Below are 26,563 nucleotides of genomic sequence, written 5' to 3' on the forward strand. Positions count from 1 at the left end.
AACTAAATTCACTATTCGGTATTTGTTTCTATTTTTTCTGCATTGCTTTTCGTTTGAAGCCAATCTATTTTATTTAAGGCTCCAATCTCAATGCTATAATCTTTGATATTGATATGTGATTTAAAGCCGCTGACTAAATTTGAAGCAATATCTTCGGCAGTTAAGCCACCTTGTGAAGTAAACCTACCTTCTGAAAAAAACCTGCGGTGATTAATTCTTAAGTAACTTAACCAAGTGGAATTAATTTTATATCCGACTTCAACTTTTGAAGCCCAGCCGATGCCATAATTCTCTGAGAAAAAATTGATGGATCTTTGTACGTGAAAATCTCTTGTTTTGATCCTTCCGATTGATGGCATAAAACTTAGATCAAGATAAAAATCACCTGATGAATAACGGTATCCGCCCCCGAAAAAAAACTCCCATAGATCGTTTGAAAAACTAAGACCATTCCCAATCGGGCCATAGAAAACGGGGCTCGTATCTATAAACTGATTTACGTCATAGAATAAATATTTGAAGTATGAGTACCTTGCGCCGGTGGAAAAGAAAAAACCTGACCCATTGGCCCAATAATTAGGATTTGCATTTTGGAAATAATAGCGACCATAAACTTCAGCTTTGTTTTCGTAAACGGTAGATTTTCCTTTGCCATCAGCGAAGTTACGGCTTCCTGAATAGATTGTTGCAGAATCTCTGTAACTCCATTCTCGTGTGGCAATTTTAGTGCCATTTTCTGTTGAAACAGATCCTAGTACAAAATCTTCATCTCTCGCTTCGCCAGATTTTTGATACCAAATAGTGGTTTTTAATGAACCACTGATTTCCCATCGCTCTTTTGTGAAAATTCCTTGGATTCCGAATAAAGGAAATGTTCTTGGAAAGCTGATTCTTGAGCCACCTCGTATTCCCGATAGATTTGGATACTTATTTCCTGTTTCGAAAATATACTCACCGCCTGATCTTTCTACTGTTGGTCCCCAGATTACTTCTGCAGAAACTGAAGAAAGACTCAGGAATAAAAAAAGTGTAGGTATGTGGAAAAATTTAGGCACCAACGTAGGTTCTATTCCACCTATAAGTTGTAAATTCCTAAATTATAACTTCAGGAGGGATCGATTGATGCTTCATTATGATTCGAATTGTCTGACGACTTGTCTCTTAGGGGTGAAATGATTTCACCCCTAAGAGACATAATTAAATTGACACTCTAGACGGAGCTAACATCATTTATGTAGGTTATGGGCAAATCAGATCCAATATTGACTGAAGAAGAAGCGGGTAAGTTTGTTGGTTTGAATTCGGAAGAATTCACTGCCAAGGCATCTGCCCTAAAGATTCCTGGATGGAAATCGGGTGAATTTAGACAATCTGTCCTACTTAAATACTTTGAACCAACTGATTCCGATGGTTTCGATAGTCATGTGATTGCTATTTCGAATCAAAAAGGAGGGGAGGGAAAAACCACGATAAGTTTGTATTTGGCTGAGGCACTTGCTGAAAATCATAAAGTGCTTTTGGTTGATTGGGATCCGCAAGCAAATGCTACTCAACTTTTTTTAAAAGATGATGTTCCTTCGGTTATGGACTATCTAGGGTATAGAGGAAAAAAAGCGCGAAATATTGAACCAGCGATTAAGGCTATTGGGGAAAATTTTGATTTACTACCTTCTACTTTGGAACTTGCAAATTTAACCACGCCATATGAAAGAGATGATTTTGAATTATTGAAAGAAGCCATTCTCCCTCTCCGGTCACGTTATGAGTATATAATTATAGATTGTCCACCATCACTTGGACTTATTCTCGAAAATGCGCTTATTTGTGCTGACTATATACTTGTTCCTATTCAAACACGAGCTTTTAGTTTGCAAGGGATTAAAGATTTGTATGAAACAATTCAAAAGATCCAGAGGAAAGCAAACCAAAGGTTAAAGTTGCTTGGTGCAGTTTTGAATCAGTATGAAGGCCAAAAGGCGCTTGCTGGATTAGCGGAAGGGGTAAAAAAATATTTTCCTGTTTTTGAAACAGTCATTCAGAGGCGCGAAGCAATCCCTCAGGCCCAGGCAAAGATGTCACTTCTTGCTAAAATTGATTTAGCAACTATGAAAAATTTTAGAGAACTTGCAATAGAGGTTAAAAACAAAATCGATGTCCAAAAAAACTGAATTTCAAGCTTTAGATCTAATCTCTGCCTACTCTGAAAAGAAAAAAAATCCGTCTCATTTAGAGTTAAGCCAGATTTTTCCAAATCCAACCCAACCACGGTTGATTGGCCGAGAAGACACAACCGACCTGTTACCTTCAATGGAAAGATTAGGATTGATTGAACCAATACTTGTTCGAAAGGATAAGGGAAAATACCTGATCGTCGCTGGAGAACGCCGATACCGAGCTGCCATCAAATTGGGTTGGAAAGAGATTCCTGCAATCATTACTGATGCAAATGAGGATGTTTGTTATGAAATGTCTCTTGCTGAAAACGAAAAGAGAAAGAATTTAAATCCTTGGGAAGTTGGAAAAGCAATTCAGTTCTTACGTAAAGAAAAACGCAAAACTGCCGAAGAAGTTTCGGAATTGTTGGGTTACAGTGGAAGGTATGTCAAACAACTTAGTAGTATCGCTCGATTGGATCAAAAATCAGTGATGGAACTAATGATTAGTGGAAAACCACTCTCAGTGAAAAATCTAGAAGAATTACTAAAACGTAAAGAAAACAGAGGGGGTGAAATGATTTCACCCCGGATTGGACCAGGCCGTATTAGTATCAATGTAGGCAAACTTAGTGGAAAAGTGAGAGATAACTTTTTGAAAGAACTAACCTTGCTCAAAAAAAAATACGGAATAAACGAATAGAGGAAAAATGAAATCAATTTTAAAACTTAAAACGATAGACGATATCGAGAGAGAGTTATCAATCATTGTTGCCTGTGAAAAAAAACAAAAGGCAGATATTAGTTTAAGTCAGGTGTATGATTTCTTAGCAGAATCAATAGAGTTATCAATTCAGAGAATTGGCACGACAAGTAAGAGGAATACGATCAATAAATTATTGGGTAAATATAAATTTGCAAAACTAATTTCTAAGGGAAATTATACAAAGGCCAATCAAATTCCAGGTTTCCCGTCGAAAGATTTGGGGGATGCTGATTCGGCTCTATTGCGATTAAAAACTTCATTAACTGCTTTTAAACTACATTCAGGACCCTTCGCTGAACATTCGGTTTTTGGTGAATTAGATAAAAAACAATGGGAGCGAGTCCATGGAATTCTTGCCGTTTTTTTATTTGGTTACATTCAGTTATTTGGGGATGAAAAGTTAAGATTTGTCAAAGATAGAGAACAAAGAAAGGAAAAGTCTTTCTCCGAGAAAAAACACCATCATCCCCAGAAGAAAAAGGAAGATCGAGATACGAAGCCGAACGGTCATAATAATCGTAAATGGAAAAACAAAAAAAAACCTCATCACAAGGGAAATAAAAACCAAGGTGGGCCTAAATGAAAATTTGTTTAGTTGCTGGTAGCCATAGAAAGAATTCCCAATCCTTAAAAGTTGGAAAATTTTTAGTTAAATCTTTGGAATCAAAAGGTATCGAAACAATACTTTTAGATTTAGGTGGTAACCCACTTCCTCTTTGGGAACCAGGGATGTGGGAAAAAGACTCTGAAATAAAAAAGTTTTGGACAACGTATAACAATGGATTAGGTAGTGCCGATGCATACGTTTTTCTTTCCCCTGAATATGCAGGTATGGCCAGCCCAGCATTAAAGAATTTTTTTCTCTATTTATCGAGTGGAGACCTTTCACATAAACCTGGACTAATCATCACAGTTTCTAGTGGAATGGGTGGAAGTTATCCAAATGCAGAACTTAGAATGTCAAGTTATAAAAACACTCGTATTGTTTATCTTCCTGATCATGTCATAGTGCGCCATGTTGAATCTGTATTGAACACGGACACACCAGAAGGTAAGGATGATGAATACATCAGGTTGAGACTAAACTATGTGTTAAATGTTCTCTTAGAATATGCGAAGGCTCTTAACCAGGTACGCCAGAGCGGAGTGATCGACTTAAAAACTTACCCTTTTGGATTATAATAGCTGTTAAAATTGGAATACCAACATTTAAAACCAAAGTTACGATATAACCTATAAATGGCCCTCCAAGTGCATAAGGATCTATACTATGCATTGTATGGATGACAAAAGGGTGCAATAAAAAGATAAATAAACTTTGGTTTCCCACAAAACTAATCCAATTAGAAAAGGTTTTGTTAAATTTGGGAATGAGCTCCCAAATTAACAAAAAGAAAAATATTGGATAAACCATATGGTGGTTTTTAAAATCTGAAAAATAAACACCACTAAACAAAGTCAGCAAAAAGAGAAATACTAAAGTAAGTATTCCCAAAAGAAGCGAAACTTCTGCTTTTGCTTTATTTTTTTGCTCATGTGAAAATCCTAACTGAATTCCTAAAACAAAGAAGAAAATATAATTAAAGATTGAGATCGAGTGGTATTCTTTTGGTAAGATAGAGTCAAAGAACCCCAAATTGGATGATAAATTTAGCAAAATTGAAACAATTAATACAGGTTTAGAGATCGCTCGGTTTGTTAGAATTTTTTCAAAAACATAATAAAAAATATAAAATTGAAGTAATAGCGGGACAAAGTAGTAAGGCGCAAATACTTTTCCCAAACTATAAAATTGTAAAAATTCTAAGATATTATAGTTATGATATTTTATGAGATAACCTGCAATTGAGGCCAAAGTATAGGGAAGGAGAAGGTTTTTAACTTTTGAAGTCCAATAACCGGTTTTTTTTCTTAAAAAGATGGCTGAGGTTAATATAAATAATGGAACTGAAAATCGAGATAAATTGGAAAAAAACAAAGTAGTTCTAATGACAACTGAATCATTAGGATGAAAAAACTGAAAGTATGAATGAATATGGATGATTACAATTCCAATCATCGCAAATCCTCGTAGGACATCGAATCGACTTTCTCTTCCTTCGTTGGAAGCAAGTGGATGTGGAAGAGAGTAGGGGATTTGGAAAACCCAAATGTACAAAGCAGCGAGTCCTGTTAGTATGATCCCTAGTAATTCCCATTCCATAAATGTTCTCTCCCTTACGGCATTTTCTTTTCATATTTCCTGGGGGAAAGGAAAATGAATTCAGATTTTAGGCAAAATAGCCAAAAATAGATACAGGAGCTACGAATCAATGAGCAAACTCAACATCCCACCAAATCAGAGAATCTTCAAAGAAGGGGAACTGAATAATGCGATGTACATCATCCTTCAAGGGAACGTTGAGATTTTTTTTACAGTGAACAATAGCCAAACTCGATTGGCACTCATGAAACCAGGAGATTTTTTTGGTGAAATGGCATTGTTTAGTTCCAATCCGAGAAGTGCCACAGCAAGAACTATCACGAACTGTGAAGTTGCTGTGATTGAAAGTAAACAACAGCTTGAAAACTTCCTTGTTAAAAATCCAAAGTTCGCTGCGAAAATGGTTTCGATAATGGCAGATCGTTTGGCACGTACTAATGAGTTACTCATTAGTAGTATGGAAAAATCAGTCGCTAAGAAAATTGAATTTAGTACAGATGTTGGAAAGGAACATCAAATTGGAATTAGTGATGTTCAAGATGTAGAATGACTATCCGTAAATAGTCGGTAAGTTTTTTTTGATTAAGGTAATTTCTAGAATAGGTGCATAACTCAGAAGGTTTTTAATATTAACTGTTTGGCCTTCTGCAATAAGAAACTCGCTTAGAATTTCTAAGGTTTCCTCTGGTGGAAGAGAAGATATACTTGGATATTCAGGATGTCCCACCAGATTAAATTCTTCTGCAAGTTTAGGATCTAATAATTGTTGGTCTTCTAAGTTTAACAAATCTTTCCAGTTCATAACTAAATTAAGAGATTTTGGTATTCTTCTCTATGCTCCTCAAATTGGATTTTAAACCTTTCTTGCATATCGCGAAATTCTTTTTCAGAAGTTATTTCAAAATACTCTAAAACTTCTGGTTCCACAGTAAAATAATTTCCTTTGCCGCGACCAATATTTGCGAAAATATCTGCAAGGTAGATAATCTGGCAGAGGATATTGTTACGACTTTTGCATTGCCAAGGTTTGTGATGATAACGAATGACATCCAAAATTTCTTCTGGGAAATTCCATTTTTCAGACATCAAATAACCAATTTCTGAATGTGTTGTCCCAAGTGTGTATTCTTCTACCCACTCAGAGATTTCGTTATTGTCATCACTTCTTAAAACACGTATCTGGTTTACTTGGCTAAGGTCTAATGAAAGTAATACCATCCTCCCTAAATCATGTAGTAGGGCTGAAATGACCGCCGGTTCCAACAATTTTAAATGTTTTTTCCGGTCTTCTATCAAAAAACGAGCATACATAGAAGTTTTAAAGGAGTGGGTCCATACTAAGACCTGTTTCGCATAACGAGAGTTAAGAACTTTTTTTGCACCTAAAGTTAAAAAAATTGATTCTAAGTTCCGAAGACCAATCCTTTTCAGGCCTTCAATTACTGAGATGATTGGTGTATGTGCTCCAAATAATGGAGAGTTAGCGATTTTTAAAATTTCTGCTGTTATGGCAGGATCTTTTTCAACTTGAGCAGAAATTTCGTGCCAATCTACGTCTTTTTTGTTAGCGATTAAAATCAATTTCTGAATTTGCGAAGGTAGGGGAGGGAGACTGTTTACCTCACGAACCAAAAGATTTTTAATATTAGTTTGGTTTTCTTTTGGAATGAGTTGTTTTGGAATTCTTATGATAACTTCTGTGGAATCTTCTGTTGTAACTAATTGAAAGAATTGGTTGGAAATACCAGAATTTCTAAGTAGGATATGAATTAAGACAATGCCGAGTCCTGAACTTTCTTCATTGTCAACCGATTCACGATAAGCATCATTTATGTTTTTGTATTTTGCCGATGCTTGTACTCTTTTTAAAATTCTATTTTTTTCTTCCGGAAGAATTTTGGCGTTATTCTTAACTTTAAATTCTATATAATCTTCTTTAAAAATTGTGCTTAAAGTAATTTTATATTGGGAATGATCCAATGCTAAAAAAACACGTTTTCTGTTATGACCAAATTCATCCTTATACATAGGAATTCCTCTGGCATAATCTTTTTCATCCCAGAGGTCTAAACCTTGCTCTTTAAAAAAAACACGTTTCCCGTTAGCCTTACATCCGTTTACTAGTAGCTCACTAAGAATTGTAAAAAGGATTTCATGTAGGAATTCTAAGGAAATGCTTCGAACCACTCTTCCAATCCACACGTCGAGTTCTGGGCAGTCGATTTCCGAAAAGTGAACATATTCTTTGGAAATCAGCTTTCCTGAAAGAAAGTCCTCCTGGAAGGTAATGAGTGGGGGAATCGACATGATAAAACTGTTTTGAACCTTGTTTCTCTTTTTGAAAACCGAAAATTTTATTTTGAAATTTGCGTTAGGTTTCCGATAATGAAGACTATGGAACTCTTAAAAAAATCCCTTCCTATTATCCTTGCGTTATTTGTAGCAGTTGCCTCTATTTCTGCTCAGGAAACCAAACCGCAATCTACACCCACCGATGTGAACCAAGAAAATCACGATGCGAAAGAGGGACAAGATAAAGAGTTATTCGAATACTATTATAAAACCCGCCCTGAAAATTTGCCACCTAATAAAGCAAAATTGGAATATAACTTAATTAAGACGCTAAAAAAAGAAATTATGAGTCGTGATTATTCCAAAGAAACAGCGGAAGCCATTAAAAAAATCGACGCTACCAATATTCAATATGAGAGAGTTTACAGAGAAAGTAAGTGGCTTCGTGGATTTATGACTCAAAACATTCATCTGAATTATTCAGAGTTCATGTACATTGTTAAACATGATAAATATATGTGTTTTGTAAGTTTTGATGTTAATCCTGAGACTTATTTACAACAATCTCGTCAATCGCATTTGGTTTTTGCTGCGAAGGATAAGTTTGAGATAGTAATCCCAAAACCCTGAAAAAGAATGTAACCCCAACTAATACTAGTAAATAGATAAATCCATATTGAAAGTATCTTTCTAAGTTTTCCAAGAGGGGGAGTGGTTCTTCATTCCCCTTAATTTGAGAAATTGCCGTTTGTTTCCCAAAAATTTTGATTTCCCTTTTATAAACTTCGATAGTGTCACCTAACCGCAGTCTTTTGTAAATAGAATATGGAATTCGCTCCGTGATTTCAAATAAAGATCCATTACTGAGCCCAAAACTATAATGGCACTGATAAGCAATCGGGAATTGATTTTTGACACGAGAAAGTTCTTGGACAATCGCAAAACTTCGGTTTTTTTCTTCGTTTAAGGTTTTGGTTTCAGATTGTAATTTGGAATTTTCGAAATGGACTAGAGAATAAAATAATGTTATGACTGCAAAAGATACGAAAACCGAGTTGGCGATCCAAACGGAAATTCGTGGAGACATCTAGGACTTAGATGGCTCCTCAAAGGACTTTAATGCTTCTTCACGGTCAGCATAGAATTGAAAAGCATTTGAAAGACCAAGTAAATGAAACACTTGCAAGATGGAACTAGTCACACCAACCAGGGCCATTTCTTTATTTCTTTTCTGTAAGTTCATTTTTACATCCAAAATCATTCGGATTCCTAAACTAGATATGTATCTGAGTTCTGAAAAATCCAAAATCAAATGTTTTCTGTCGGTCCCAACCATTTCATCTAAAATCGTTTGTGTAATGCGGTCGAGTGGGCCCGATTCCATACGACCTTTGATTTGGACGATGACGGTTCCATTGATGCGTTTCTGCTCTATTTCATATGGTAAGTCTTGCATGGATTCCCCTCTCTTTAGCGGAACAATTACAGATAATTTCTCTGGCGATAACCGAATCGTCGCCTTTGCATAAGGTGGAAACGGGTAATGTCTCTCTGTGAGAGAATCAACTGCTAATCCACCGTTCATTTCGGAAATAACTTCCACTTGATCCAAGGCCCTAAAATCTGCCAAGGAAAACTCTGTTTCTCGAGACTTCACTCGTATTTCTCGGGAATAAACATGAAAAAAAGGCTCATGTTTGGAAAAGGGAGAGAATTTCTTTGGAAAACAAGAACTAATCCAACCTGTGGATCCTGCACCCGTGTAGACTAGTAATCCTGAACATTTTTGTTCTTCTTTTTGACCGAGATAGGAGATCCAAAACCGCGATGTGAGGTCTGGACTATTGTTGCGGATGGAAAGTTCACAGATTGCTGGTACAGTTCTAAGTTTGGTCCCATTTGGATACAAGATTTCCGTATCTAAAAGAGACCAAGACTCTACTTGAGTTTCTTTGAAGTTATTTTTGACTGCTGCTTTAAGTTCTTCTGCCGTAAAACCAAGCAAAGCACCCACTGAAGAGTTAGGATCAGAATTACAGCCGATTAAATGAGTATTTCCTGCTAAATGGGCAACAAAAGTGAAATGATTATCTCCACCATGTGCCACGATCAAATCGTATTTGGATCCATCTTCTGGATCAAAGTTTTCCCGAAACACAAAATCAGCGTTAGGAAATACATGCGCTTTTAGAAAGTTTCGAGACTCTATTTGCCTTTCATGTGACTCAAATGTTCTCTGAAAGACTTCTGGATTTTGGCGTGCGACTTCTTTATAGGCCTGAATGGAGCCGTAAGTTTCCAAATCTAATTCGTATTTGGTACGTTTGAAGACCACTACGACCTTTTTATACTTGATGGAAGGCATGAGTTTTGGAAGAAATTCCCATTTTCCTTAGGGAAATAAAGGTTTTTTTGAAAAAACTTAGTTTTTCTTAGGAAATTTGCAGAAAAATTGTATCCAAAATCAATTTAGTCTTGTACCAAATCATGTAGTTTTGTAAATAATGTGTAACCGTTAAATGGTTTAGAGGAAAATCAAAGTATGGCAACAACTCCTACCCCAATGAAGAAGTCCGAAATGCTCAGCGAACTAGCTGAAACAACTGGTATGACCAAAAAGAACGTAGCAGCGTTCCTAGACTCCTTTGTTGAACTCGCCTATAAAGAAACTAAGAAAAACGGAGCATTTGTGATTCCTGGTTTAGGAAAACTTGTTAAACGCAATCGTCCTAAACGTAAAGGTAGAAACCCTGCAACCGGTGAAGCGATTATGATCCCTGCTAAAACTGTTGTTAAATTCACGCTATCTAAGACTTGTAAAGACGCTGTTGTGCCTCCAAAGAAATAATTTAGTTTGTGAACCCAGGAGGACGACCCCCTGGGTATTTTATGGATAAAAAACCTTATCCTTTTTTACCTTTCGACGATTCTCTTGTTGGAGAGAAAATCCTTCTTGTTTGGCAAAAAAGTCATCATTCTGAAAAAAATCTAAAAGAACATTTATTAAAAGCATTGGATCTAACTGAAGATCAGATTGTTTTTACTCCGAATGCCATCAAACAAACGTTAATGGTTTCGTATCCTACTGAAATTCGCAACTACATTGACCAAAAACATCCATCTAAGATCACAGACTTGTTATTGACGATAGCTAAAGGTAAGTCCAATGTTCATCCTGTTCCGGCGCTCGACATTACCTTTGAATTGATTGAATGGATTCTTACTGGATTTGATTTGGATGATGTATTGGTTGAAACCTTATCTGCATTATTCGGAACTTCCCTAACCAACGAATTTATAGACCAAGTGAGAGCTGAGTACATCAAAGAACTCAGAGGATAAAGATTTTTTCGGAGCCCTGTTTATTTTGGTTGTCAAATATTGAACTTGGTTCAAATTTTGGAACAAATAAGGACTTTGGTTACCAATATGCAAACTCGTAATATTTATAAATGGGGATCTCCCGATGTAGAAGAAAAACTTCCTGAACATACTTTAAAATTTTTGGAAGAACAGTTCCCCGTTGATAAAGAGTTCAAAGCATCCTTTCCAAAAGGAGACCTTCCTCTAAATCCCTTAAAAAAATCTAAACTTTCGCAAACAACAATCACAAAGTTAAAACAAATAGTTGGAAAAGATTATGTTTCGTTAGATGATACATCACGAGCAAGCCATTCCATTGGAAAGTTTTATACAGAGATATATAAAGCAAGATTTGGTGAAGTTACAGATGTAGTCGATGTGGTTGTTTCTCCCAAAAATGAAGCGGAAGTAATCGAAATTATCGCACTTGCCAATGCTAATAAAATTCCAGTGATTCCTTATGGAGCTGGATCAACAGTCACAAAAGCATTACAAGCTCCTAAAGGCGGGATTTCTTTAGATTTATCTAGATTAAACCGAATCATCGAATTCAATGCAATTGATTCCACAGTCACTGTAGAAGCAGGAGTTTATGGGCCTGTTTTAGAAAAACATTTAAACGAACGTGGATATACTTGCGGACACTTTCCACAGTCTTTTGAGTTCTCAACCGTTGGAGGTTGGATAGCTGCTAAAGGGGCAGGGCAGGCCTCTACTGGTTATGGAAAAATAGAAGATATACTTCTCAGTTTAACAGCCATTACACCTTCTGGAAAATTTGAATCAAAAGCATACCCAGCCGCATCCATTGGGCCAGATTTATTCCGTTTGTTTCTCGGAACAGAAGGAAGTTTTGGAGTCATTACAAAAGCTACTTTAAAAATTCGGAAATTCCATTCTGAAAATTCTGCTAAAGGTTCCTTTATCTTTAAAAACTTTGAAAAAGCTGTGGAGACAATGAGAGATGTGATGCAAGCGGGATTTGGTAAACCCCACTTCTTTCGAATCCAAGACCCAGAAGAAACAGACATTTCTTTTCATATGAGTGGGCTTCATGGTGGCAAGGAAGATTATTTTCTTAGATTCATTGGTTACAAACCAATGGAAAGATCTCTTATGCACATCATCATAGATGGTGATCCAACTTATACAAAAGAAGTACTGAAAAAAATCAAAAAAATTGCAAAACGGAATGGTGGGTTTTCTACAGGAGAATCTCCAGTAAACAAGTGGTTACATCAAAGATATTCTAGTGCGTATCTCAGAGATTATTTGATGGATGAAGGGATTCGTATCGATACTTTAGAGACGGCTGTTAGTTGGTCGAATTTGCATGGGTTATGGGAAAAGACTAGAGCGTATATTAAAAGCCACGAAAACACATCTTGTATGGTTCATATATCCCATGCTTATGAAAACGGAGCCAATTTGTATTTTATATTTTTGAGCCCAATTGATAAAAAAAACGAAGAAACAAACTTTGTAAAGTTTCATAAAGGAATCATTGATAGCATCCATAAAAATGGAGGTTCGTTATCACACCATCATGGAATTGGACGAATGTTGTCCCCATGGATGGAAAGCGAAGTTGGGAAAGAGGGACTACGTATTTTGTCTTCAATCAAAAAGACATTCGATCCGAAAGGAATTATGAATCCAGGCGGACTCTTAGGACTTAAATAATGGGTGTTTCTGAAAGGAAAAAACGTGAATTTGCACAAAGAGAAACAGATATTCTCAATTGTGCAATTGAACTCTTTAGGACTAAACATCCATCCCTAGTTAAGATGGATGATATTGCCAAACATTTGGAGATAGGGCGGGGGACAATCTATCTCCATTTTAAAAGTAAAGATGATTTGATGGCTAGGATACAATATGAAGATTATGTTCGATTGCGTATCCGTTTGGAAAAAGCATTGGAAGAACATACTGCCATTGAAATGTCTAGAAAAGCTATCAGGGCTTATATTGATCATTGTTTGGGAGATCGCCATATGTATCTTGTTGCCAGACAATGTGGTGTTAACTTAAATATTAATAATGTATCTGAAGATATGAGTAAACTTCTTACGGATGAAAGAACCAATCGGTTAACACTTTTAGAAAAAATCTATAAACAAGCAAAACAAGAGAACCTAATCAATACGCGAGGCACTTACCCTAATGTAGCCGTTGCATGGGGGATGATTCGTGGTGCTGTAGAAGTAATTTTAGACGGGCATTTTCAAAACGAAATCAAAAGTGAAAAAGCTTATTTAGAAACAATTGAACATGTATTATTCTATGGATTATTTTCTGGTGGAAACAAAGGAGAGACTTGATGAGAAAGATGAAGGTGATTATCAATCCTGTATCTGGCGGAGGTCTCTCTGCAAAAGTTTGGAAAAAAGTAGAGCCAGAGCTAATCAAAAAAGGGATTCCATACGAGTTTGAAGCAACAACGAAAGAACGTGCAGCACGTGATATCGCAAGAGATGCCGTCAAACAAGGGTTCCATTGGATACTTGGTATCGGTGGGGATGGAACTTTTTCGAATGTCATTAATGGTCTTTTTGAAAATGGAAAGTTGCTAAACAAAAATGTTATTTTTAGTCCTATCCCTGCGGGCCGAGGAAACGATTTTATAAAAACGGTCAAGGTTCCAAAAAACCCAATCAAGGCATTAGAACAAATTCTAGATGGAAAGGAACGGATCATTGATTTGATTGCTGTGACATATACGAAGGCTGATAAAACAAAAGGTAATTATCTTTGTTTGAATTTGGCTGATTTTGGGATGGGAGGCGAAGTTGTTTATAAGGTAAATCGTTCGAGACTTGCGTCCATCATTGGTGGGAAGGGTGTATTTTTATTATATTCGATTCTTGGTTTATTCACCTATACCAACAAAAAGATAACTCTCACACTTTCCAAATTTGAAAAAATCACAAACAGATGTAGGTTAGTAGTATGTGCTAACGGAGAGTATGCGGGTGGTGGAATGTGGTTCGCACCAAAAGCAAAACTTGAAGACGGCAAAATGGATTTACTCGCGATCCAGGATGTGACTGTGATGGAAACACTTCGCAAATTTGGTTATTTGTATCGAGGTAAGTTGTCAGAAGATTCCAAAGTCATTTCAAAACAGATCACCGAACTGACGGCTGAATCGGATGAAGATGTTTTTATAGATGTAGATGGCGAGAATATGGGACAACTCCCTGCTCATTTCAAAGTGCTGCCGAATGTACTTCCAATCAAATGTTAATCCAATGAAACAAATTACAAAAAACGAAAGTTCAAGACTTAGTCACTTAAAATCTGAATACGACATCATCATTATCGGTGGTGGAATAACAGGCGCGAATGTTCTCTGGGATGCCACCCTTCGCGGATATAATTGTTTACTTGTGGAAAAAAATGATTATGCTTCGGGCACTAGCCAAGCCACTTCTAAACTCATTCACGGCGGACTTAGGTATTTAAAAAATCTTGAGTTTGGACTTGTGCGTGAATCTCTTTCAGAAAGAAGGTACCTTGCTAAAATTTCTCCTCATGCAGTAAGGCCAATGGGATTTATCATTCCCATTCGTTCTTTATTTCAAAGAATCCTTTTGTTTTTTGGGATGGAGTTGTATAATGCTCTTTCTTTCGATCGTAATCGCGAAATTGATGCTGATGTCCAACTTCCTAGATATCGATGGAATTCATTAGGTGAAACCATCTATAAAGTTTTGGGATTAGATAGAAAGTCATTGAAAGGTAGTTTTCAATATTATGATTATGCGAATCCCAATCCTGAAAAACACACAACTGAGTTTATCTTATCAGCTAAAGAAAAAGGTGCTCATGCCTTTAATTACCTTGCGGTTACTACTTTAAAGAAACAAAATAGCGGCGGTTATACGGTTGGACTTACTGATTCTCTAACCGGAAAGAAAGTATTAGTTTCTACTAAGGTCGTTGTGAACTCGGCGGGACCTTGGGCCGATGTGATTGAGTCCATGACTGGAGTTACAGCAGAGAAAAAACTCGTACGTTCTAAAGGGATCCATGCGGTAGTTCGCAATATTTGTGGGAATGAATGTGCTGTGTTATCCAAAAGAGATGGTTCTCATCTTTTTGTCATACCTTGGCGTGGGAAAACCATTGTGGGGACTACAGATACTGCTTACGGCGATGACCCTGATGCATTTAAAGTCAAACAATCGGAAATCGTAGAATTACTAGATGAAGTAAATTACAGTTTTGGATTTGCAAAACTCACTCTGAAGGATGTGGATTATTATTATGGTGGGCTTCGTCCTCTTGTAGAAGACCCAGGGAGTACAGAAGGAACATACTCTGCCTCTAGAAAATCAGAAATCTTTCATTATGAAAACGAAGGGTTCCCCGGATTCTTTTCTGCGTTAGGTGGAAAGTATACAACGAGCCGCGCCGTAGCAGAAAATTTGGTAAATGCAATTGACACTTACACAAAAGGGCAAGAGTCACCCTGTGCAACAAAATTCACACCTCTACTTGGGGGAAGATACCAAAGTTTAAAAGAACTAGTGAATGAGCTTCAATTGAAATATACAAAATCTTCCGGTTCTAAAATAGAAACACTTGCCAGACGTTATGGTAGTGTCACTTGGAAGATTTTATCGATAGAAGGAAAAGAATTTTATCGAATTCCAAACGGTGAAATTTATTATGAAGAAGAAGTGGAATACATGCTGACTCATGAAGATATTTTCCATCTAACTGATTTTTACTTTAGAAGGTCAGGTGTCGGTACTGTTGGTACACTTGATTCCGCTGAAAGGACAAGGCTTGATAAAAAAATAGCTAAAATTTTGGGTTGGAATGCTGATCGATTGAAAATGGAAACGAAGTTAGTTGACGAAAGGTACAAATGGTTTGTTGATTAATGGCGCGAATCTCTATCGAAATTCCCGAAAAACAAATTTATTCTACGGAGTTAAGCGTTCGAATCTCGGATATTAATTTTGCAGGGCATCTTGCACATGATGCCATATTAACCTTAACTCATGAATGTCGGGCCCGGTTTTTTCATTTTCATGGTTGGACGGAAATTAATGTAGAAGGGAAGGGGATAGTGGTATCGGATGTTGCTATTGTTTATAAATCAGAAGCATTTTTTCCTGATGACTTAGTGATGCAACTTTATGTGGACAATGTGTCCAAAAAATCATTGGAAATGGTTTATGTAATTACCCATAAAAATGGGGGAAAAGAAATTGCTCGTGCCAAAACGGCGATCGTTTTCTTTGATTATGCGGAAAGAAAACCCTGCCCCATTCCCGATGTTTTTTTAAAAGTCCTTATTTGATTTTTGTTTGGATGAGGGAAACGATTTTACGTTCTTCTTCTTCATACTTTAGTTTTTGAATTCCGCCCAGTGGATTTCGTTTCACTGCTTGGTTCCATTGCGAAGATTCTATTTTTTCCCAAATCGAAATTCCCCATCTGCCATATTCATTGCGAATCCATTGTGTGAGTTGGGTGAGGGTTTCTGTATTTTTGTCCTTCCGTTTTTGGTAATTTAAAATGTAGTTTAATAGTTCTTCGATACCTTTTCGTTTGGTGACGGATGTTTTGAAAATAGGGGGAAGGGATTGGTCGGGAAGAATGTCTTTAATAAATTCCAAAGTGGATTCTAACATATAATAACTCGAATTAGCCAATGACTCCTCATCACATTTGTTGATGATAAAGGCTTCGGGAACTTCCATAATTCCTGACTTCATAAATTGTACTTGGTCTCCACCAAGAGGTTGCATCACAAGAAAGGATAAATCAGAGATTAGAGAAACTGAGATTTCGTTTTGGCCAATCCCTACTGTTTCTACAAATACATAATCAAAAATGCGTCTTAAGAAACGGATGACATGGTACGTATAAGGATTGAGTCCACCTAGTTCCAATTGCGAAGGTTGGGATCTAAAATAAATTCGTGTGTCCCTTCTGGGAAGGGTGACTCTTGTTCTATCGCCTAAGATGGACCCACCACTTAAATTGGAGGAAGGATCAATGGCAACAATGGCCATTTTTTTATCGGGAGCAAAATCTAGGAAAAGTTTGCATAACTCACCGAGTAACGAGGATTTGCCGGCACCTGGTGTTCCTGTGATACCGATAGTGAGTCCTTCTTTTGAGTTTGGATTTTGGAGGATTAGTTCTTGGAATAAAGATTCTCGAAATTCTAAATTGTTTTCTGTTTCAATTTTAGAAATGATTTTTGCAATCGGATACTTTTCACCGAGAAGTGCCTCCGAAACCAGTTGGGATAAAGATTCTTTGGTATCAATCAAGAGTGGTTGCCATTAAAAAAGATAAGTTAGAGTAGTGGAACTTCCATTGCAGATTTTTCAAAATCCACAATGGAAGATAATTATAAAACCGGCTTTTTGTTCTTAAACGAGAGCGGGTTCTACAGAAACGATGTCGATGATTTTTTCCATAATCGACATAAGATCATAGTCTTTTGGTGTGAAGATTTCCCGAATTCCCATTTTTTTCAGTTCATCAAAATCAGATTCAGGAATGATTCCTCCTATCACGACAGGGATTTTTGCCTTGTAATGAGTTAGTTCATCAAATAACTGTTTTACGATTTCTTTGTGAGAGCCAGAAAGTATCGAAAGTCCGATTACATTGGCATTTTCTTCCACAGCTGACTGTACGATTTCTTCAGGAGAGAGTCGGATCCCTGAATAAATCACGTCAAAACCACTGTGTTTTGCAGATACAGCAATCATCTCAGCACCATTGGAATGGCCATCGAGTCCTGGTTTCCCCACCACAATTTTAGGTCTATGTCCATTTGCCTTTGTGAATGCCTCTACTTTTCCGCGAACTGTAGAAACCTTATCGTCTGACAAAAAGAGTTTTTGTCCATCGACACCCGTTGGTGGGTTGTATTCTCCATACACTTCACGAAGTGCATCCGCCCATTCTCCTGTGGTGACTAGTGCTTTGGCACAAACAATCGAGTAAGGCATTAGGTTTTTTCCGTCTTTTGCAGCTTGTTTTAAATCTTCCAAGGATTTTTTGGCAACATCTGCATTACGACGAGATTTTGCTTCTCCAAGAACATTTAATGTTTGTTCTGCGGATTTTGGGTCAACTTTGAAAATTCCACCATCGGAGTCAGTCATCAGTGGAGATTTGATTCCATCGGTCCATTTGTTTTTTCCAACAATCACTAGTTCGTTGGAGTTGATTTTTGAAAGTCTTTCCGTTTGTGATTTCACAAGTTGGGACTTCATATATCCGTTTTCGATAGCAACGAGAGCTCCACCCATATCGATGATTTTTTGAATTTCGAGTTTGGCTTCTTCTTTGAGAGCTTTTACTTTCGATTCGATGACTTTCGATCCTTCGAAGATGTCTGGGTATTCGAGAAGGTCTGTTTCGTAAGCAAGGACTTGCTGCAAACGAAGTGACCATTGTTGGTCCCAAGGTCTTGGTAAGGATAATGCTTCGTTCCAAGCAGGGAGTTGGAGGGCACGACATCTTGCATTACGCGAGAGTGTCACACCCAGAGATTCAATGAGAATTCTCCACGCATTGTTTTCTGGTTGTTCCTCTGTGAGTCCTAGAGAGTTTACTTGTACTCCATAACGGAACACTCGGTACTTTGCAGTTTTTACTTTGTAACGTTCCGTAGTGATCTCTTGCCACATTTCAGTGAAGGCGCGCATTTTGCACATCTCTTCTACAAAACGAATTCCAGCGTTTACAAAGAATGAAATTCGGCCCACACACTGCTCAAATTCATCGTCAGAAAAACAATTTCTTTCTTTGATGGCATCTAACACAGCAATGGCTGTGGCAAGAGCAAAGGATAGTTCTTGAACCGGAGTGGCACCAGCTTCTTGTAAATGATACGAGCAAATGTTAGATGGGTTCCATTTAGGAATATTGTGCAAGGAATACTCATACATATCCACAATGATTTTCATGGATTCTTTGGGAGGATAAATATAAGTCCCTCTGGCCAAATATTCCTTGATGAGATCGTTTTGAGTGGTTCCGTTTAGTTTTTCGAGAGGAACTCCACGTTCTTCCGCAAGGGCTACATATAGCGAAAGTAACCACATGGATGTCCCATTGATGGTCATGGAAGTGTTCATCTCTTCGATCGGGATTTGGTCGAATAAAATGCGAAAGTCTTCGAGTGAGTTGATGGGAACTCCCACCTTTCCTATTTCGGGGCGTGATACCTCGTGGTCGGAACTATAACCACACTGAGTTGGGAGATCAAATGCAATGGAAAGCCCTGTTTGGCCTTTAGAAAGGTTCTTTCTGTACAACTCATTGGAGGCTTTTGCATTGGTATGCCCAGCATAGGTCCTAAAAATCCACGGTTTGTCAGGTTTTCCCTGTCCATTCTCGTCCACGAGAAGGTATTCTTTTTTTTCGGCGGACATTATTTGCCTCGTTTTATAAATTCTATGTATAATTGAAAATCTTCTGGAATATTTTCACCTAAAAATTTATACAGGACTAGGCAATTTGAGCCTTTTCCAAGATGCGAGACCCAAAACCTTTTTCACCACTTCCTTTCTTTTTTAGCATCTTACTCTTAAGTTTGGGCTTTGCGCTGTTCTCTTATTTTAGACCTTTCCCTACAACAGAAACAGAATGGGAGTTTTTGGCCAATATTAAGGCTGCGGTGGAAGAAGGAGGGCTTATCTCTTCTCGGGAGCCACTGGCCATTTGGTTTGTAGTTGCTTGGAAAAAACTCTTTGGGATGAATTATATTCCATCCTTTCTTGTGTTAGCTGGTCTTTTTTACAGTTTGTTTCTCCACTTGTTTATGTTACTTCTTAGGTCAGAAGAATGGAAACGTAACCATTATCTCTTGGTATATCTTGCTGCTTTTTTACCATTTTCATATGGATTTCCCACTTCCTATTTTACAGAAACACTCTGCCTTGTTTTTTTACTTTTAGTATTTTTAACGTTCCGATTGGAAAAGATGACAGACCTTCTTGTTTTTCCAACATTTACAGCACTTGCTTTCTTTTCTAGTTTCATTATGTTTTATCTGGGATTTACCTTTTTTGTAATCTTTACGGGAATCCGTGGTTCTAGAAAAGCCGCCCAAAAAACATCTGTGTTTTATAAAAAGAAAAATGTACCGTTTTTATTTTTACTTGGGTATTTAGGATTTTTCATCCTTTCCCTCATTTACTTTTCATATTCTGATTTTTTTGGACCAAACTCCATTGGATTTTTATTCAAAACTTGGTACACATCAGCTCTTCTCATCCTTTTGCCACTTGTGGTCCTGGGGATAGGACATGTATTATTAAAAACAGAAAAAGAACTCAACACCATCACTGCGTCAGTTGTCATTGTTGTATCCATTGCAGTTTCCATTTATTTTATATTCAAAAATTTAAATGCTTCTGAAAAAGAACCTTGGGAACTCCAATCCAAAAATCTTACCAAAGCATTTGGACAAGCTCTCATTCTAAAATCAGATCCCATTTATTTACCGAAAGAATTTTCTTTTGCCTTTTATTTTCAAACTGGAACCAAAACTAAATACATGCGAGAAGAAACGGGAACTGATAAATCCTTTTTGTATGTAGATGGAATTTGGAACCAAGACATCCAATTGGTTCAAAAATCTGGACTCTTTCGACGAAGCCAAAGAGCATTTGCCATTGTTCCAATTAGCGAAGATGATGTTCTCATCCAAAGAGCCACTGCAGAAAAAATTAAAAATGAAAAAAGTTTGAATTTTATTGTAAAAAAAGTGGATGAAGCATGGTCTGCTACTCCTACCAAACACCCGTTTGACATTTATACTGCTGGATTACAAAAAAAGTTTGGTTATTTAACTTTCTATTAAGAACTGTTAAATACTACGAACTAAAATCTTTATAGTAACGTTTGACTTTGTTTACGTATTTTTGTGTTTCTTCGTATGGAGGAATGCCTTTGTAACGTTTCACTGCCCCAGGACCTGCATTATAAGCGGCGATTGCTTTTTCTGGGTCTTTGAATTCCTTCATCAGACCTTTTAGAAATTTCACCCCACCACCAATATTTTCTTCCGGATTGAAAGGATCATTCACTCCTAAAGATTCAGCGGTCTCTGGCATAAGTTGCATAAGACCCATGGCTCCTTTCGGAGATACAGCTTTTGGTTTGAACCCTGATTCTGCTTTGACCATCGCCTTTACTAGGTTAGGGTCCAAACCTTGGGATTTGGCGATAGATTCAATCGTTCCAATAATATCATTTGGTTTTAATTTTGTATCTGTTTGCGAAGAAGTGGGCAATTTGAAACCAACTTCTTCAGGGAAGGGAAGCGAAATTCCCTCTGTTTTTGCGTGAGAACCATCAGTTTTGGCGGTTTCTTCTGGTTTAGAACGGTTCCATTCCCTTTCTAAAACATCGGGAAAGGAAACAAGAGATTTGGGATTTTCTGATAATTTGGATAGGGATTCCATCCGGTTCAAAACAGAAGATACAGAAGGGATGTCCGTTAGTCTCACAAAGTAAAGATCGACGGAGAATGAGAAAACTTAAGAAAAAAATATGTCTCATTAGCCCACTTCTGGGTTAATGGATTGTAAATCTTTAAGAGAAAGAGGTTTTACTAAATACCCTTTTACATTTTGGAATTCCTCTGACCGGGCCTTGTCTGTTGGGTCAATGGAGGAAGTAAGGATATAGATGGGGAGTTTGGCGTATTTGGGATGTTTGCTAATTGCTCTGAGAAATTCCCAACCGTCCATTATGGGCATATTCAAATCTAAAAATAACATATCTGGATCGGCTGAACCAGTTAGGAGCGCATTCAATGCGTCTTCCCCATTCTGGAAGCCATGGATTTCGTCCGCAAAAGAAAACTTCTCCATTAAAGTTTTGATGAGAAAGGTTGTAATCACATCATCTTCAACTAGGTATACCATACTTAATTGTTTCATAAATTACGGATAGATCCGAGCGTATTTTTTTAAAAAATTAAAAAGAAAGCAACAAATAAAAGATCCCTAAAGTGTATGTGGTGAAGTGAGAATTTCTGGTCGAAGGATTTCTCTCAGCTTTTTTTCCTCTAACAATCCAAGTTCCAAAACAATGGATTCGACTGACCTATTTTCTAAGAGTGCTTTTTTTGCAACCAGGGTAGCATTTTCATATCCAATGTATGGATTCAAAGCAGTGGCTAGGCCAGCGGAAGTTTTGGCTCGGAATTCAAGTAATTCTCGGTTGGCTGTGATCCCTACGATACAATTGAGTTCTAATGTTTTGCAACCAGCTGTTAGGTGCTCGATACTTTTGAATAAACTATGGGCTATGATCGGTTCAAAAGCATTCAATTGTAACTGACCTGCTTCAGCTGCCAAAGTAATGGTGATGTCGTTCCCAATCACCTCAAAGGCAATTTGATTGACTACTTCAGGTATAATAGGATTAACTTTTCCGGGCATGATCGAAGAGCCAGCAGCTTTTGCAGGTAAATTGATTTCGTTAAACCCTCCTTGGGGGCCACTCGATAGTAAGCGTAAGTCATTACATATTTTGGATAACTTTGTGGAAATACGTTTGAGTACACCAGATAACTGAACAAAGGCGCCAGTGTCCTGAGTTGCTTCGATCAGGTTTGGTGCTGCAATCAAACTCAGTCCAGTTTCATTGGATAGAATATCTGTAACAATTTGTGAATATCGAATGTCAGTATTGATCCCAGTTCCAATGGCTGTGGCACCTAAATTGATTTCTCCTATCAGCGAAGTAGCTTCTTTTAATCTGTTGATATCTTCACCTAACATGACATCGTACGTTGAAAATTCTTGCCCAAGGGTCATAGGAACCGCATCTTGTAATTGTGTTCGCCCAATTTTCAAAATATCTTTAAATTCTTCTGATTTTTTACGAAATGCTAATTGTAAATCTTCCATGGAAGCAAGTAAAGCCTTCATTGCAAAGACAGCCGCTATTTTGATCGAAGTAGGATAAACATCGTTCGTACTTTGTGACATGTTTACTTCATTCAATGGATGTAAATGTGTGTAGTCTCCTTTTGGATAACCCGCCATTTCAAGAGCTATGTTTGTGATTACCTCGTTCGCATTCATATTGGTGGAAGTGCCGGCTCCTCCTTGGATGACATCGACTACAAATTCGGAATGGAATTCTCCGTTTAGGATTCGGTCGCAGGCATCTGTGATCATTTGGGTGGTTTCTTTTGTGAGCTGCCCTAACTCATGGTTGGCTTTGGCAGAGGCTTTTTTGATATAGGCAAGGGCGCGCACTAGGTCGGGGTAGGTTCCGATGGTTTTCCCTGTGATGGGATAATTTTCCAATGCCCGTAGGGTATGGATTCCCCAATAAACATCAGCGGGGAGATCTCGTTCCCCCAAAAGATCGTGTTCTCTGCGTGTTCGTTTTGTCATAAATTTATAAATTCTCTTGGATAGGACGAAAGATACTCGACCAAATCCAAATGGGAAGAAGATTTATGTTGCCAATGTATAAAATCAGATTTTCTCTTCTCCTTTATATTTTCTTAATTTCTCTTTCATCGTTAATTGGAAAGGAAAAACAATTTTCTACAGTTCCCTGCAAACAAAAAGAGGAAACTGTAAAAACGATTTTTCAACTTTTACCTGAATCAGAAAGGTCTTGTGTGGACATTGCCAAATTGGTTTTAACAGAAGAGGATGAGGAAGGTGAAAAATTAGATAAAGAGTATGTGGAACTATTTCTAAAAGTATGTGAACTCAAACGGAAAAAACTTTCCTTGGAAGAAATTCGGGAAAATTTAGGGATCACAAAACAATGTAATATGGCGGTAAACATTTCGAAAAAGAATTGATTCTTTAAGTATTTGGTATATTTTTTTCGCAGGTTTTATGCTAAAATACTATTTCATCCTTTCATTTTTCTTAGTTCCCACCATTCTTTTGCCCTGTGAACCTTTTGCGGCAAAAACACTAACACCTATCGACCATTCGACGAAGGACAAAAGCTTCAGCGAATTCAAAACGAAATTTCAAAAGATTCTAAAATCAAAAGATAGAAAAGCTTTAGAAGACGTAATTGATAAGGACATTCATTTTTCCTTTGGTGCAGAGGCGGGAAAAAAAGATTTTCTAAAATCATTCCAACTAACAGAAAAACCGACCTCTTCAAATTTCTGGGATTTGATGGAGGAAACTATGAAACTGGGTTTCCGTCAAAACAAAGAAGGCCAAATGGTAGCACCTTATTTTTTTGAAACCTTCCCAGGAGATTATGATCCTTTCACTCACTATTTGGTTATTGGAAAAAATGTAAATGTAAGAGAAGATGCTTCTAAAGAATCCAAGTCGATCACTCAACTCAGTTATCAAATCGTAAGAGCAGAAGCTGATGATTTAGATGGGCGCCGACTTGAAAAAGAAAGTAATTGTAATTGGAAAAAGATTTGTACACCGCAGGGGAAACCTGGTTATGTGTGTGACAGGTTTTTACGTAGTCCTCTTGACTACAGGGCTTTCTTCGAAAAAAAGAAAAACAGCTGGGTTCTTACTATATTTATCGTTGGCGATTGACTACTGTTAAATTAACGTTTTGTATAGATTTTTCTTGAATCTTAGATAAGGATGATTTACTTATGGTGAAACCATTGTTCAAGGAAACATTTATGTTAAAAAAATTACTATTTGTTGCTTTAGCGTTTTCGCTAACCAACTGTCTGATCTTAAATCCAGCGGGTGCAACGATCGATCGCGAAAAAGGTTCCGAAGTTGCTTCTCGAATTACTGATGCTGCCATTCAAACGGATTTAATCAATTCAACTTTGTTGGCGGGAAGACCTAGTATTTCGATTTTAAGTTTGTTGGCAGCTGACATTGCGAGCATTGATTCTGCAAAATACTATGTCAAAGCTGATGTTGATCAGTGTGTGAATGACATATCAGGGTTTAAAGGATTTTTACTTGGATCTACAATTACCAATATCATCTCTTGCCAAGATTTAAAAACAGATGGTTATTTAACGGGAGACCCGTTCCCAAGTTTCTAATTTAAAATTTTTTTTCCCTGCCTCTTTTTTTTGGGGTAGGGAACTCTCTCTTCTTCTTTCGGGTCATATTCTCCAAACAAACAAGGAAGGTTTTATGATCTCTCTCAAACAAACATTCAAAATTGTAACAACAATCGGTCTTGTATCGGTGATGGCATTTGCTTTTGGAAATTGCCGTGGACACAAAGATTTCGAAAAAAGAATCGAATGGGTAGCATCTAAACTCACATCTAAGTTAGATTTGGATGAAACACAAAAAGCAAAACTGGAAACCATTAAAGCCGAACTCATTGCCAAACACAAGGAAATGAAACCGAAACATGAATCTTGGGCAAAAGAAATGGCTACTCAGATTCGTGCAGAAAAAATTGATACGAAGTTGTTGGATAAAATGAGTATCGAAAGAGAAACTCGCCACCAAGAAATGCGTAAGTTTTTTCAATCTAAACTCGTAGAATTCCATGCAGTGTTAAAGCCTGAACAAAGGGAAAAATTTGCTGATTTAGTGGAACGATTTGCAAGTCGCCATCAACCACCGGAAGAGTAAACAATGCCTGAGTTTGACTTCGAATCAGTAGTCAAAGAAACCAAATATTTGGTTTTGAAAACGGTCGGTGATACCCTCATCGACCGTTTTGATGATGCAACAGAAGATGTAGTACAAGAAGTGTACTTTCGCGTTTTTAAGTCTTTAGAGAAGGGTGGGTTTGATGGAAGATCCAAAATCTCTACATGGATATACACCATCGCACGAAATGAAGCCCTTCGTATGAATGAAAAACGATTACGCGAAGAAGAAAAGGCAAAAAGGTATTTAGTTAAAAACAAAGTCCAATTGTCTGGGGTGAGAGAAGAGTCCTCTTTTGAAAAAGAAGAATGGATTGAATCCATGTTAGGCCAGATCCCAGAAGTCTATCGACAGACCTTACGTCTCTATTTGGCTGGCAATACCATGGAAGAGATTGCAAAAGAATTAGCAGTAAGACAAGGTACAGTCAAATCACGATTGTTTCGAACAAAGGAATGGATCCGCAATCATATACCAGGAGGAAAAAATGAATTCCAAGAATCCTAAAAAATGGGAACAACTTTTGAATGATTCTGATTTCGAATTGCGTCTGCTGAGACGGACAAAATCCAGAATCCAAAGAGATAAGACAAAACGAAAAGTATATGTTACATTAGCCTTTTCGACCCTTCTCTTTTCCCTAATTTTTTTCAATGAGTTCGTTCTGGAACCGAGTGAATTATCAACTAATGTCCATTATTTGTTGGACGAACTTAGTTCAGAGTCAATCGTTAGTTTGAGTATGGATTGACATTTATCAATGTTGAATGTTGGGAACTTGTACCGGAGGTTTTTTTAAAAAGAGTGTGATTTTATTTTCCTTTGCGTCATAATTTAGTAAGGGAAGTGAAAAATATGAATGCCTGCATCCTATACCTAAACAAAAAGCGAATTGAGATGATTAAGTTTGAATCTGATCAAATGCGATCGAGAACTTGGGAAAAATCGAAAGAGTCGGATGTCTGGGATTTTGAGGAAATCACAAATACTCTTCAATCACCTAACGAAGTGATTTTGGTAGGTGAGTCTGAATTGAATACTCAATACAAAAGATGGTTGGTCAACCATGATAGAAATTTAGCAAAAAAACTCATTGCAGTGATCGGGAACAATAATGATAACAATATAAACCAAGACCTTGTAAGTCATTTTAAAGAAAAATACTTTCGGGGAAGAGGATTTTAGAAGTAAAGATAGG

General features: G+C 37.3%; 30 protein-coding genes. 20 read left to right on the forward strand and 10 right to left on the reverse strand.

The window, feature by feature from the left end; translation table 11 throughout:
- Positions 1 to 11 precede the first annotated feature (11 nt).
- Positions 12 to 1,055, reverse strand: coding sequence for a putative porin (locus CH364_RS16840; RefSeq protein WP_100744864.1), 1,044 nt, complete (start codon positions 1,053 to 1,055; stop codon positions 12 to 14).
- Between the two features lie 186 nt (positions 1,056 to 1,241).
- Here CH364_RS16840 and CH364_RS16845 point away from each other — a divergent pair, with 186 nt between their 5' ends.
- Genes CH364_RS16845 through CH364_RS16860 form a run of 4 tightly spaced genes read left to right on the forward strand, consistent with a single transcriptional unit; the run spans position 1,242 to position 4,101 of the window.
- Positions 1,242 to 2,168 (forward strand): ParA family protein, encoded by a 927-nt coding sequence (locus CH364_RS16845; RefSeq protein ID WP_100744863.1) that lies wholly within the window; start codon positions 1,242 to 1,244, stop codon positions 2,166 to 2,168.
- Positions 2,152 to 2,856, forward strand: coding sequence for a ParB/RepB/Spo0J family partition protein (locus CH364_RS16850; protein ID WP_100744862.1), 705 nt, complete (start codon positions 2,152 to 2,154; stop codon positions 2,854 to 2,856). The genes CH364_RS16845 and CH364_RS16850 overlap by 17 nt, the downstream gene beginning before the upstream one ends.
- A gap of 7 nt (positions 2,857 to 2,863) precedes the next feature.
- Entirely contained in the window at positions 2,864 to 3,502 is a 639-nt protein-coding gene (locus CH364_RS16855; RefSeq protein WP_100744861.1) for a DUF1569 domain-containing protein, read from the forward strand.
- Positions 3,499 to 4,101, forward strand: a complete 603-nt coding sequence (locus CH364_RS16860; RefSeq protein ID WP_100744860.1) for an NADPH-dependent FMN reductase — start codon at positions 3,499 to 3,501, stop codon at positions 4,099 to 4,101. The genes CH364_RS16855 and CH364_RS16860 overlap by 4 nt, the downstream gene beginning before the upstream one ends.
- On the opposite strand, the gene CH364_RS16865 is transcribed toward CH364_RS16860, so the two are convergent.
- Positions 4,043 to 5,122, reverse strand: a complete 1,080-nt coding sequence (locus CH364_RS16865) for an acyltransferase family protein (protein WP_100744859.1) — start codon at positions 5,120 to 5,122, stop codon at positions 4,043 to 4,045. The two genes, CH364_RS16860 and CH364_RS16865, sit on opposite strands and share 59 nt — an antisense overlap.
- Positions 5,123 to 5,231: 109 nt before the next feature.
- On the opposite strand from CH364_RS16865, the gene CH364_RS16870 reads away from it, so the two are divergent.
- Positions 5,232 to 5,672: a Crp/Fnr family transcriptional regulator gene (locus CH364_RS16870; RefSeq protein ID WP_002975769.1), complete on the forward strand. Its 441-nt coding sequence runs from the start codon at positions 5,232 to 5,234 to the stop codon at positions 5,670 to 5,672.
- On the opposite strand, the gene CH364_RS16875 is transcribed toward CH364_RS16870, so the two are convergent.
- Positions 5,673 to 5,924, reverse strand: coding sequence for a hypothetical protein (locus CH364_RS16875; RefSeq protein WP_100744858.1), 252 nt, complete (start codon positions 5,922 to 5,924; stop codon positions 5,673 to 5,675).
- A 2-nt stretch (positions 5,925 to 5,926) separates the two neighbouring features.
- Positions 5,927 to 7,429: an HDOD domain-containing protein gene (locus tag CH364_RS16880; protein WP_100744857.1), complete on the reverse strand. Its 1,503-nt coding sequence runs from the start codon at positions 7,427 to 7,429 to the stop codon at positions 5,927 to 5,929.
- A gap of 87 nt (positions 7,430 to 7,516) precedes the next feature.
- On the opposite strand from CH364_RS16880, the gene CH364_RS16885 reads away from it, so the two are divergent.
- A complete protein-coding gene (locus tag CH364_RS16885) occupies positions 7,517 to 8,044 on the forward strand; it encodes a hypothetical protein (protein WP_243401431.1) in 528 nt (175 codons plus the stop codon).
- 457 nt (positions 8,045 to 8,501) lie between these two features.
- Here CH364_RS16885 and CH364_RS16895 read toward each other — a convergent pair whose 3' ends face one another.
- Positions 8,502 to 9,779, reverse strand: a complete 1,278-nt coding sequence (locus CH364_RS16895) for an STAS domain-containing protein (protein ID WP_100744855.1) — start codon at positions 9,777 to 9,779, stop codon at positions 8,502 to 8,504.
- A 177-nt stretch (positions 9,780 to 9,956) separates the two neighbouring features.
- Between CH364_RS16895 and CH364_RS16900 the strand changes: the two genes are divergently transcribed.
- From CH364_RS16900 to CH364_RS16930, 7 genes are all read left to right on the forward strand, one after another.
- Positions 9,957 to 10,262, forward strand: a complete 306-nt coding sequence (locus CH364_RS16900; RefSeq protein ID WP_100744854.1) for an HU family DNA-binding protein — start codon at positions 9,957 to 9,959, stop codon at positions 10,260 to 10,262.
- Between the two features lie 41 nt (positions 10,263 to 10,303).
- Positions 10,304 to 10,756: a VanZ family protein gene (locus CH364_RS16905; RefSeq protein ID WP_100744853.1), complete on the forward strand. Its 453-nt coding sequence runs from the start codon at positions 10,304 to 10,306 to the stop codon at positions 10,754 to 10,756.
- A gap of 87 nt (positions 10,757 to 10,843) precedes the next feature.
- Positions 10,844 to 12,460 (forward strand): FAD-binding oxidoreductase, encoded by a 1,617-nt coding sequence (locus CH364_RS16910; protein WP_100744852.1) that lies wholly within the window; start codon positions 10,844 to 10,846, stop codon positions 12,458 to 12,460.
- On the forward strand, positions 12,460 to 13,101 hold the full coding sequence (locus tag CH364_RS16915) for a TetR/AcrR family transcriptional regulator (protein ID WP_100744851.1): 642 nt from the start codon (positions 12,460 to 12,462) through the stop codon (positions 13,099 to 13,101). The genes CH364_RS16910 and CH364_RS16915 overlap by 1 nt, the downstream gene beginning before the upstream one ends.
- Positions 13,101 to 14,027 carry a diacylglycerol/lipid kinase family protein gene (locus tag CH364_RS16920; RefSeq protein ID WP_100744850.1) on the forward strand — a complete coding sequence of 309 codons (927 nt, stop codon included), beginning with the start codon at positions 13,101 to 13,103 and terminating at the stop codon, positions 14,025 to 14,027. The genes CH364_RS16915 and CH364_RS16920 overlap by 1 nt, the downstream gene beginning before the upstream one ends.
- Positions 14,028 to 14,031: 4 nt before the next feature.
- Positions 14,032 to 15,672, forward strand: coding sequence for a glycerol-3-phosphate dehydrogenase/oxidase (locus CH364_RS16925; RefSeq protein ID WP_100745051.1), 1,641 nt, complete (start codon positions 14,032 to 14,034; stop codon positions 15,670 to 15,672).
- The gene (locus tag CH364_RS16930) at positions 15,672 to 16,094 is read left to right on the forward strand and encodes an acyl-CoA thioesterase (RefSeq protein WP_100744849.1); all 423 of its coding nucleotides are present in this window, start codon (positions 15,672 to 15,674) and stop codon (positions 16,092 to 16,094) included. The genes CH364_RS16925 and CH364_RS16930 overlap by 1 nt, the downstream gene beginning before the upstream one ends.
- On the opposite strand, the gene CH364_RS16935 is transcribed toward CH364_RS16930, so the two are convergent.
- Together CH364_RS16935 and CH364_RS16940 are read right to left on the reverse strand one after the other, a co-directional pair.
- Entirely contained in the window at positions 16,087 to 17,076 is a 990-nt protein-coding gene (locus tag CH364_RS16935; protein WP_100744848.1) for a P-loop NTPase family protein, read from the reverse strand. The genes CH364_RS16930 and CH364_RS16935 overlap by 8 nt on opposite strands.
- A 102-nt stretch (positions 17,077 to 17,178) precedes the next feature.
- The gene (locus CH364_RS16940) at positions 17,179 to 19,197 is read right to left on the reverse strand and encodes a protein meaA (protein ID WP_100744847.1); all 2,019 of its coding nucleotides are present in this window, start codon (positions 19,195 to 19,197) and stop codon (positions 17,179 to 17,181) included.
- A 224-nt stretch (positions 19,198 to 19,421) separates the two neighbouring features.
- Here CH364_RS16940 and CH364_RS16945 point away from each other — a divergent pair, with 224 nt between their 5' ends.
- A complete protein-coding gene (locus tag CH364_RS16945; protein WP_244280422.1) occupies positions 19,422 to 20,630 on the forward strand; it encodes a hypothetical protein in 1,209 nt (402 codons plus the stop codon).
- A 13-nt stretch (positions 20,631 to 20,643) separates the two neighbouring features.
- Here the strand turns inward: CH364_RS16945 and CH364_RS16950 are convergent, their stop codons facing one another.
- The 3 genes from CH364_RS16950 to CH364_RS16960 all read right to left on the reverse strand — a co-directional run bounded on the left by CH364_RS16950 (position 20,644) and on the right by CH364_RS16960 (position 23,184).
- Positions 20,644 to 21,279, reverse strand: a complete 636-nt coding sequence (locus tag CH364_RS16950) for a lytic transglycosylase domain-containing protein (protein WP_100744845.1) — start codon at positions 21,277 to 21,279, stop codon at positions 20,644 to 20,646.
- 51 nt (positions 21,280 to 21,330) lie between these two features.
- Positions 21,331 to 21,714, reverse strand: a complete 384-nt coding sequence (locus CH364_RS16955; protein WP_100744844.1) for a response regulator — start codon at positions 21,712 to 21,714, stop codon at positions 21,331 to 21,333.
- 66 nt (positions 21,715 to 21,780) lie between these two features.
- A complete protein-coding gene (locus CH364_RS16960) occupies positions 21,781 to 23,184 on the reverse strand; it encodes an aspartate ammonia-lyase (RefSeq protein ID WP_100744843.1) in 1,404 nt (467 codons plus the stop codon).
- A gap of 65 nt (positions 23,185 to 23,249) precedes the next feature.
- Between CH364_RS16960 and CH364_RS16965 the strand changes: the two genes are divergently transcribed.
- The 6 genes from CH364_RS16965 to CH364_RS16995 all read left to right on the forward strand — a co-directional run bounded on the left by CH364_RS16965 (position 23,250) and on the right by CH364_RS16995 (position 26,550).
- Positions 23,250 to 23,606 (forward strand): hypothetical protein, encoded by a 357-nt coding sequence (locus CH364_RS16965; protein WP_207762302.1) that lies wholly within the window; start codon positions 23,250 to 23,252, stop codon positions 23,604 to 23,606.
- Positions 23,607 to 23,643: 37 nt separating this feature from the next.
- Positions 23,644 to 24,324, forward strand: coding sequence for an SH3 domain-containing protein (locus CH364_RS16970; protein WP_100744841.1), 681 nt, complete (start codon positions 23,644 to 23,646; stop codon positions 24,322 to 24,324).
- 92 nt (positions 24,325 to 24,416) lie between these two features.
- Complete coding sequence (locus CH364_RS16975; protein WP_100745050.1) at positions 24,417 to 24,797, forward strand: TIGR04452 family lipoprotein; 381 nt, start codon at positions 24,417 to 24,419, stop codon at positions 24,795 to 24,797.
- Positions 24,798 to 24,891: 94 nt separating this feature from the next.
- Positions 24,892 to 25,344 (forward strand): Spy/CpxP family protein refolding chaperone, encoded by a 453-nt coding sequence (locus tag CH364_RS16980; RefSeq protein ID WP_100744840.1) that lies wholly within the window; start codon positions 24,892 to 24,894, stop codon positions 25,342 to 25,344.
- 3 nt (positions 25,345 to 25,347) lie between these two features.
- Positions 25,348 to 25,872, forward strand: a complete 525-nt coding sequence (locus tag CH364_RS16985; protein WP_100744839.1) for an RNA polymerase sigma factor — start codon at positions 25,348 to 25,350, stop codon at positions 25,870 to 25,872.
- A 390-nt stretch (positions 25,873 to 26,262) separates the two neighbouring features.
- Positions 26,263 to 26,550, forward strand: a complete 288-nt coding sequence (locus tag CH364_RS16995) for a hypothetical protein (RefSeq protein ID WP_100745049.1) — start codon at positions 26,263 to 26,265, stop codon at positions 26,548 to 26,550.
- Positions 26,551 to 26,563 lie beyond the last annotated feature (13 nt).

It is taken from the genome of Leptospira harrisiae (genome assembly GCF_002811945.1).
GTDB lineage: Bacteria > Spirochaetota > Leptospiria > Leptospirales > Leptospiraceae > Leptospira_A > Leptospira_A harrisiae.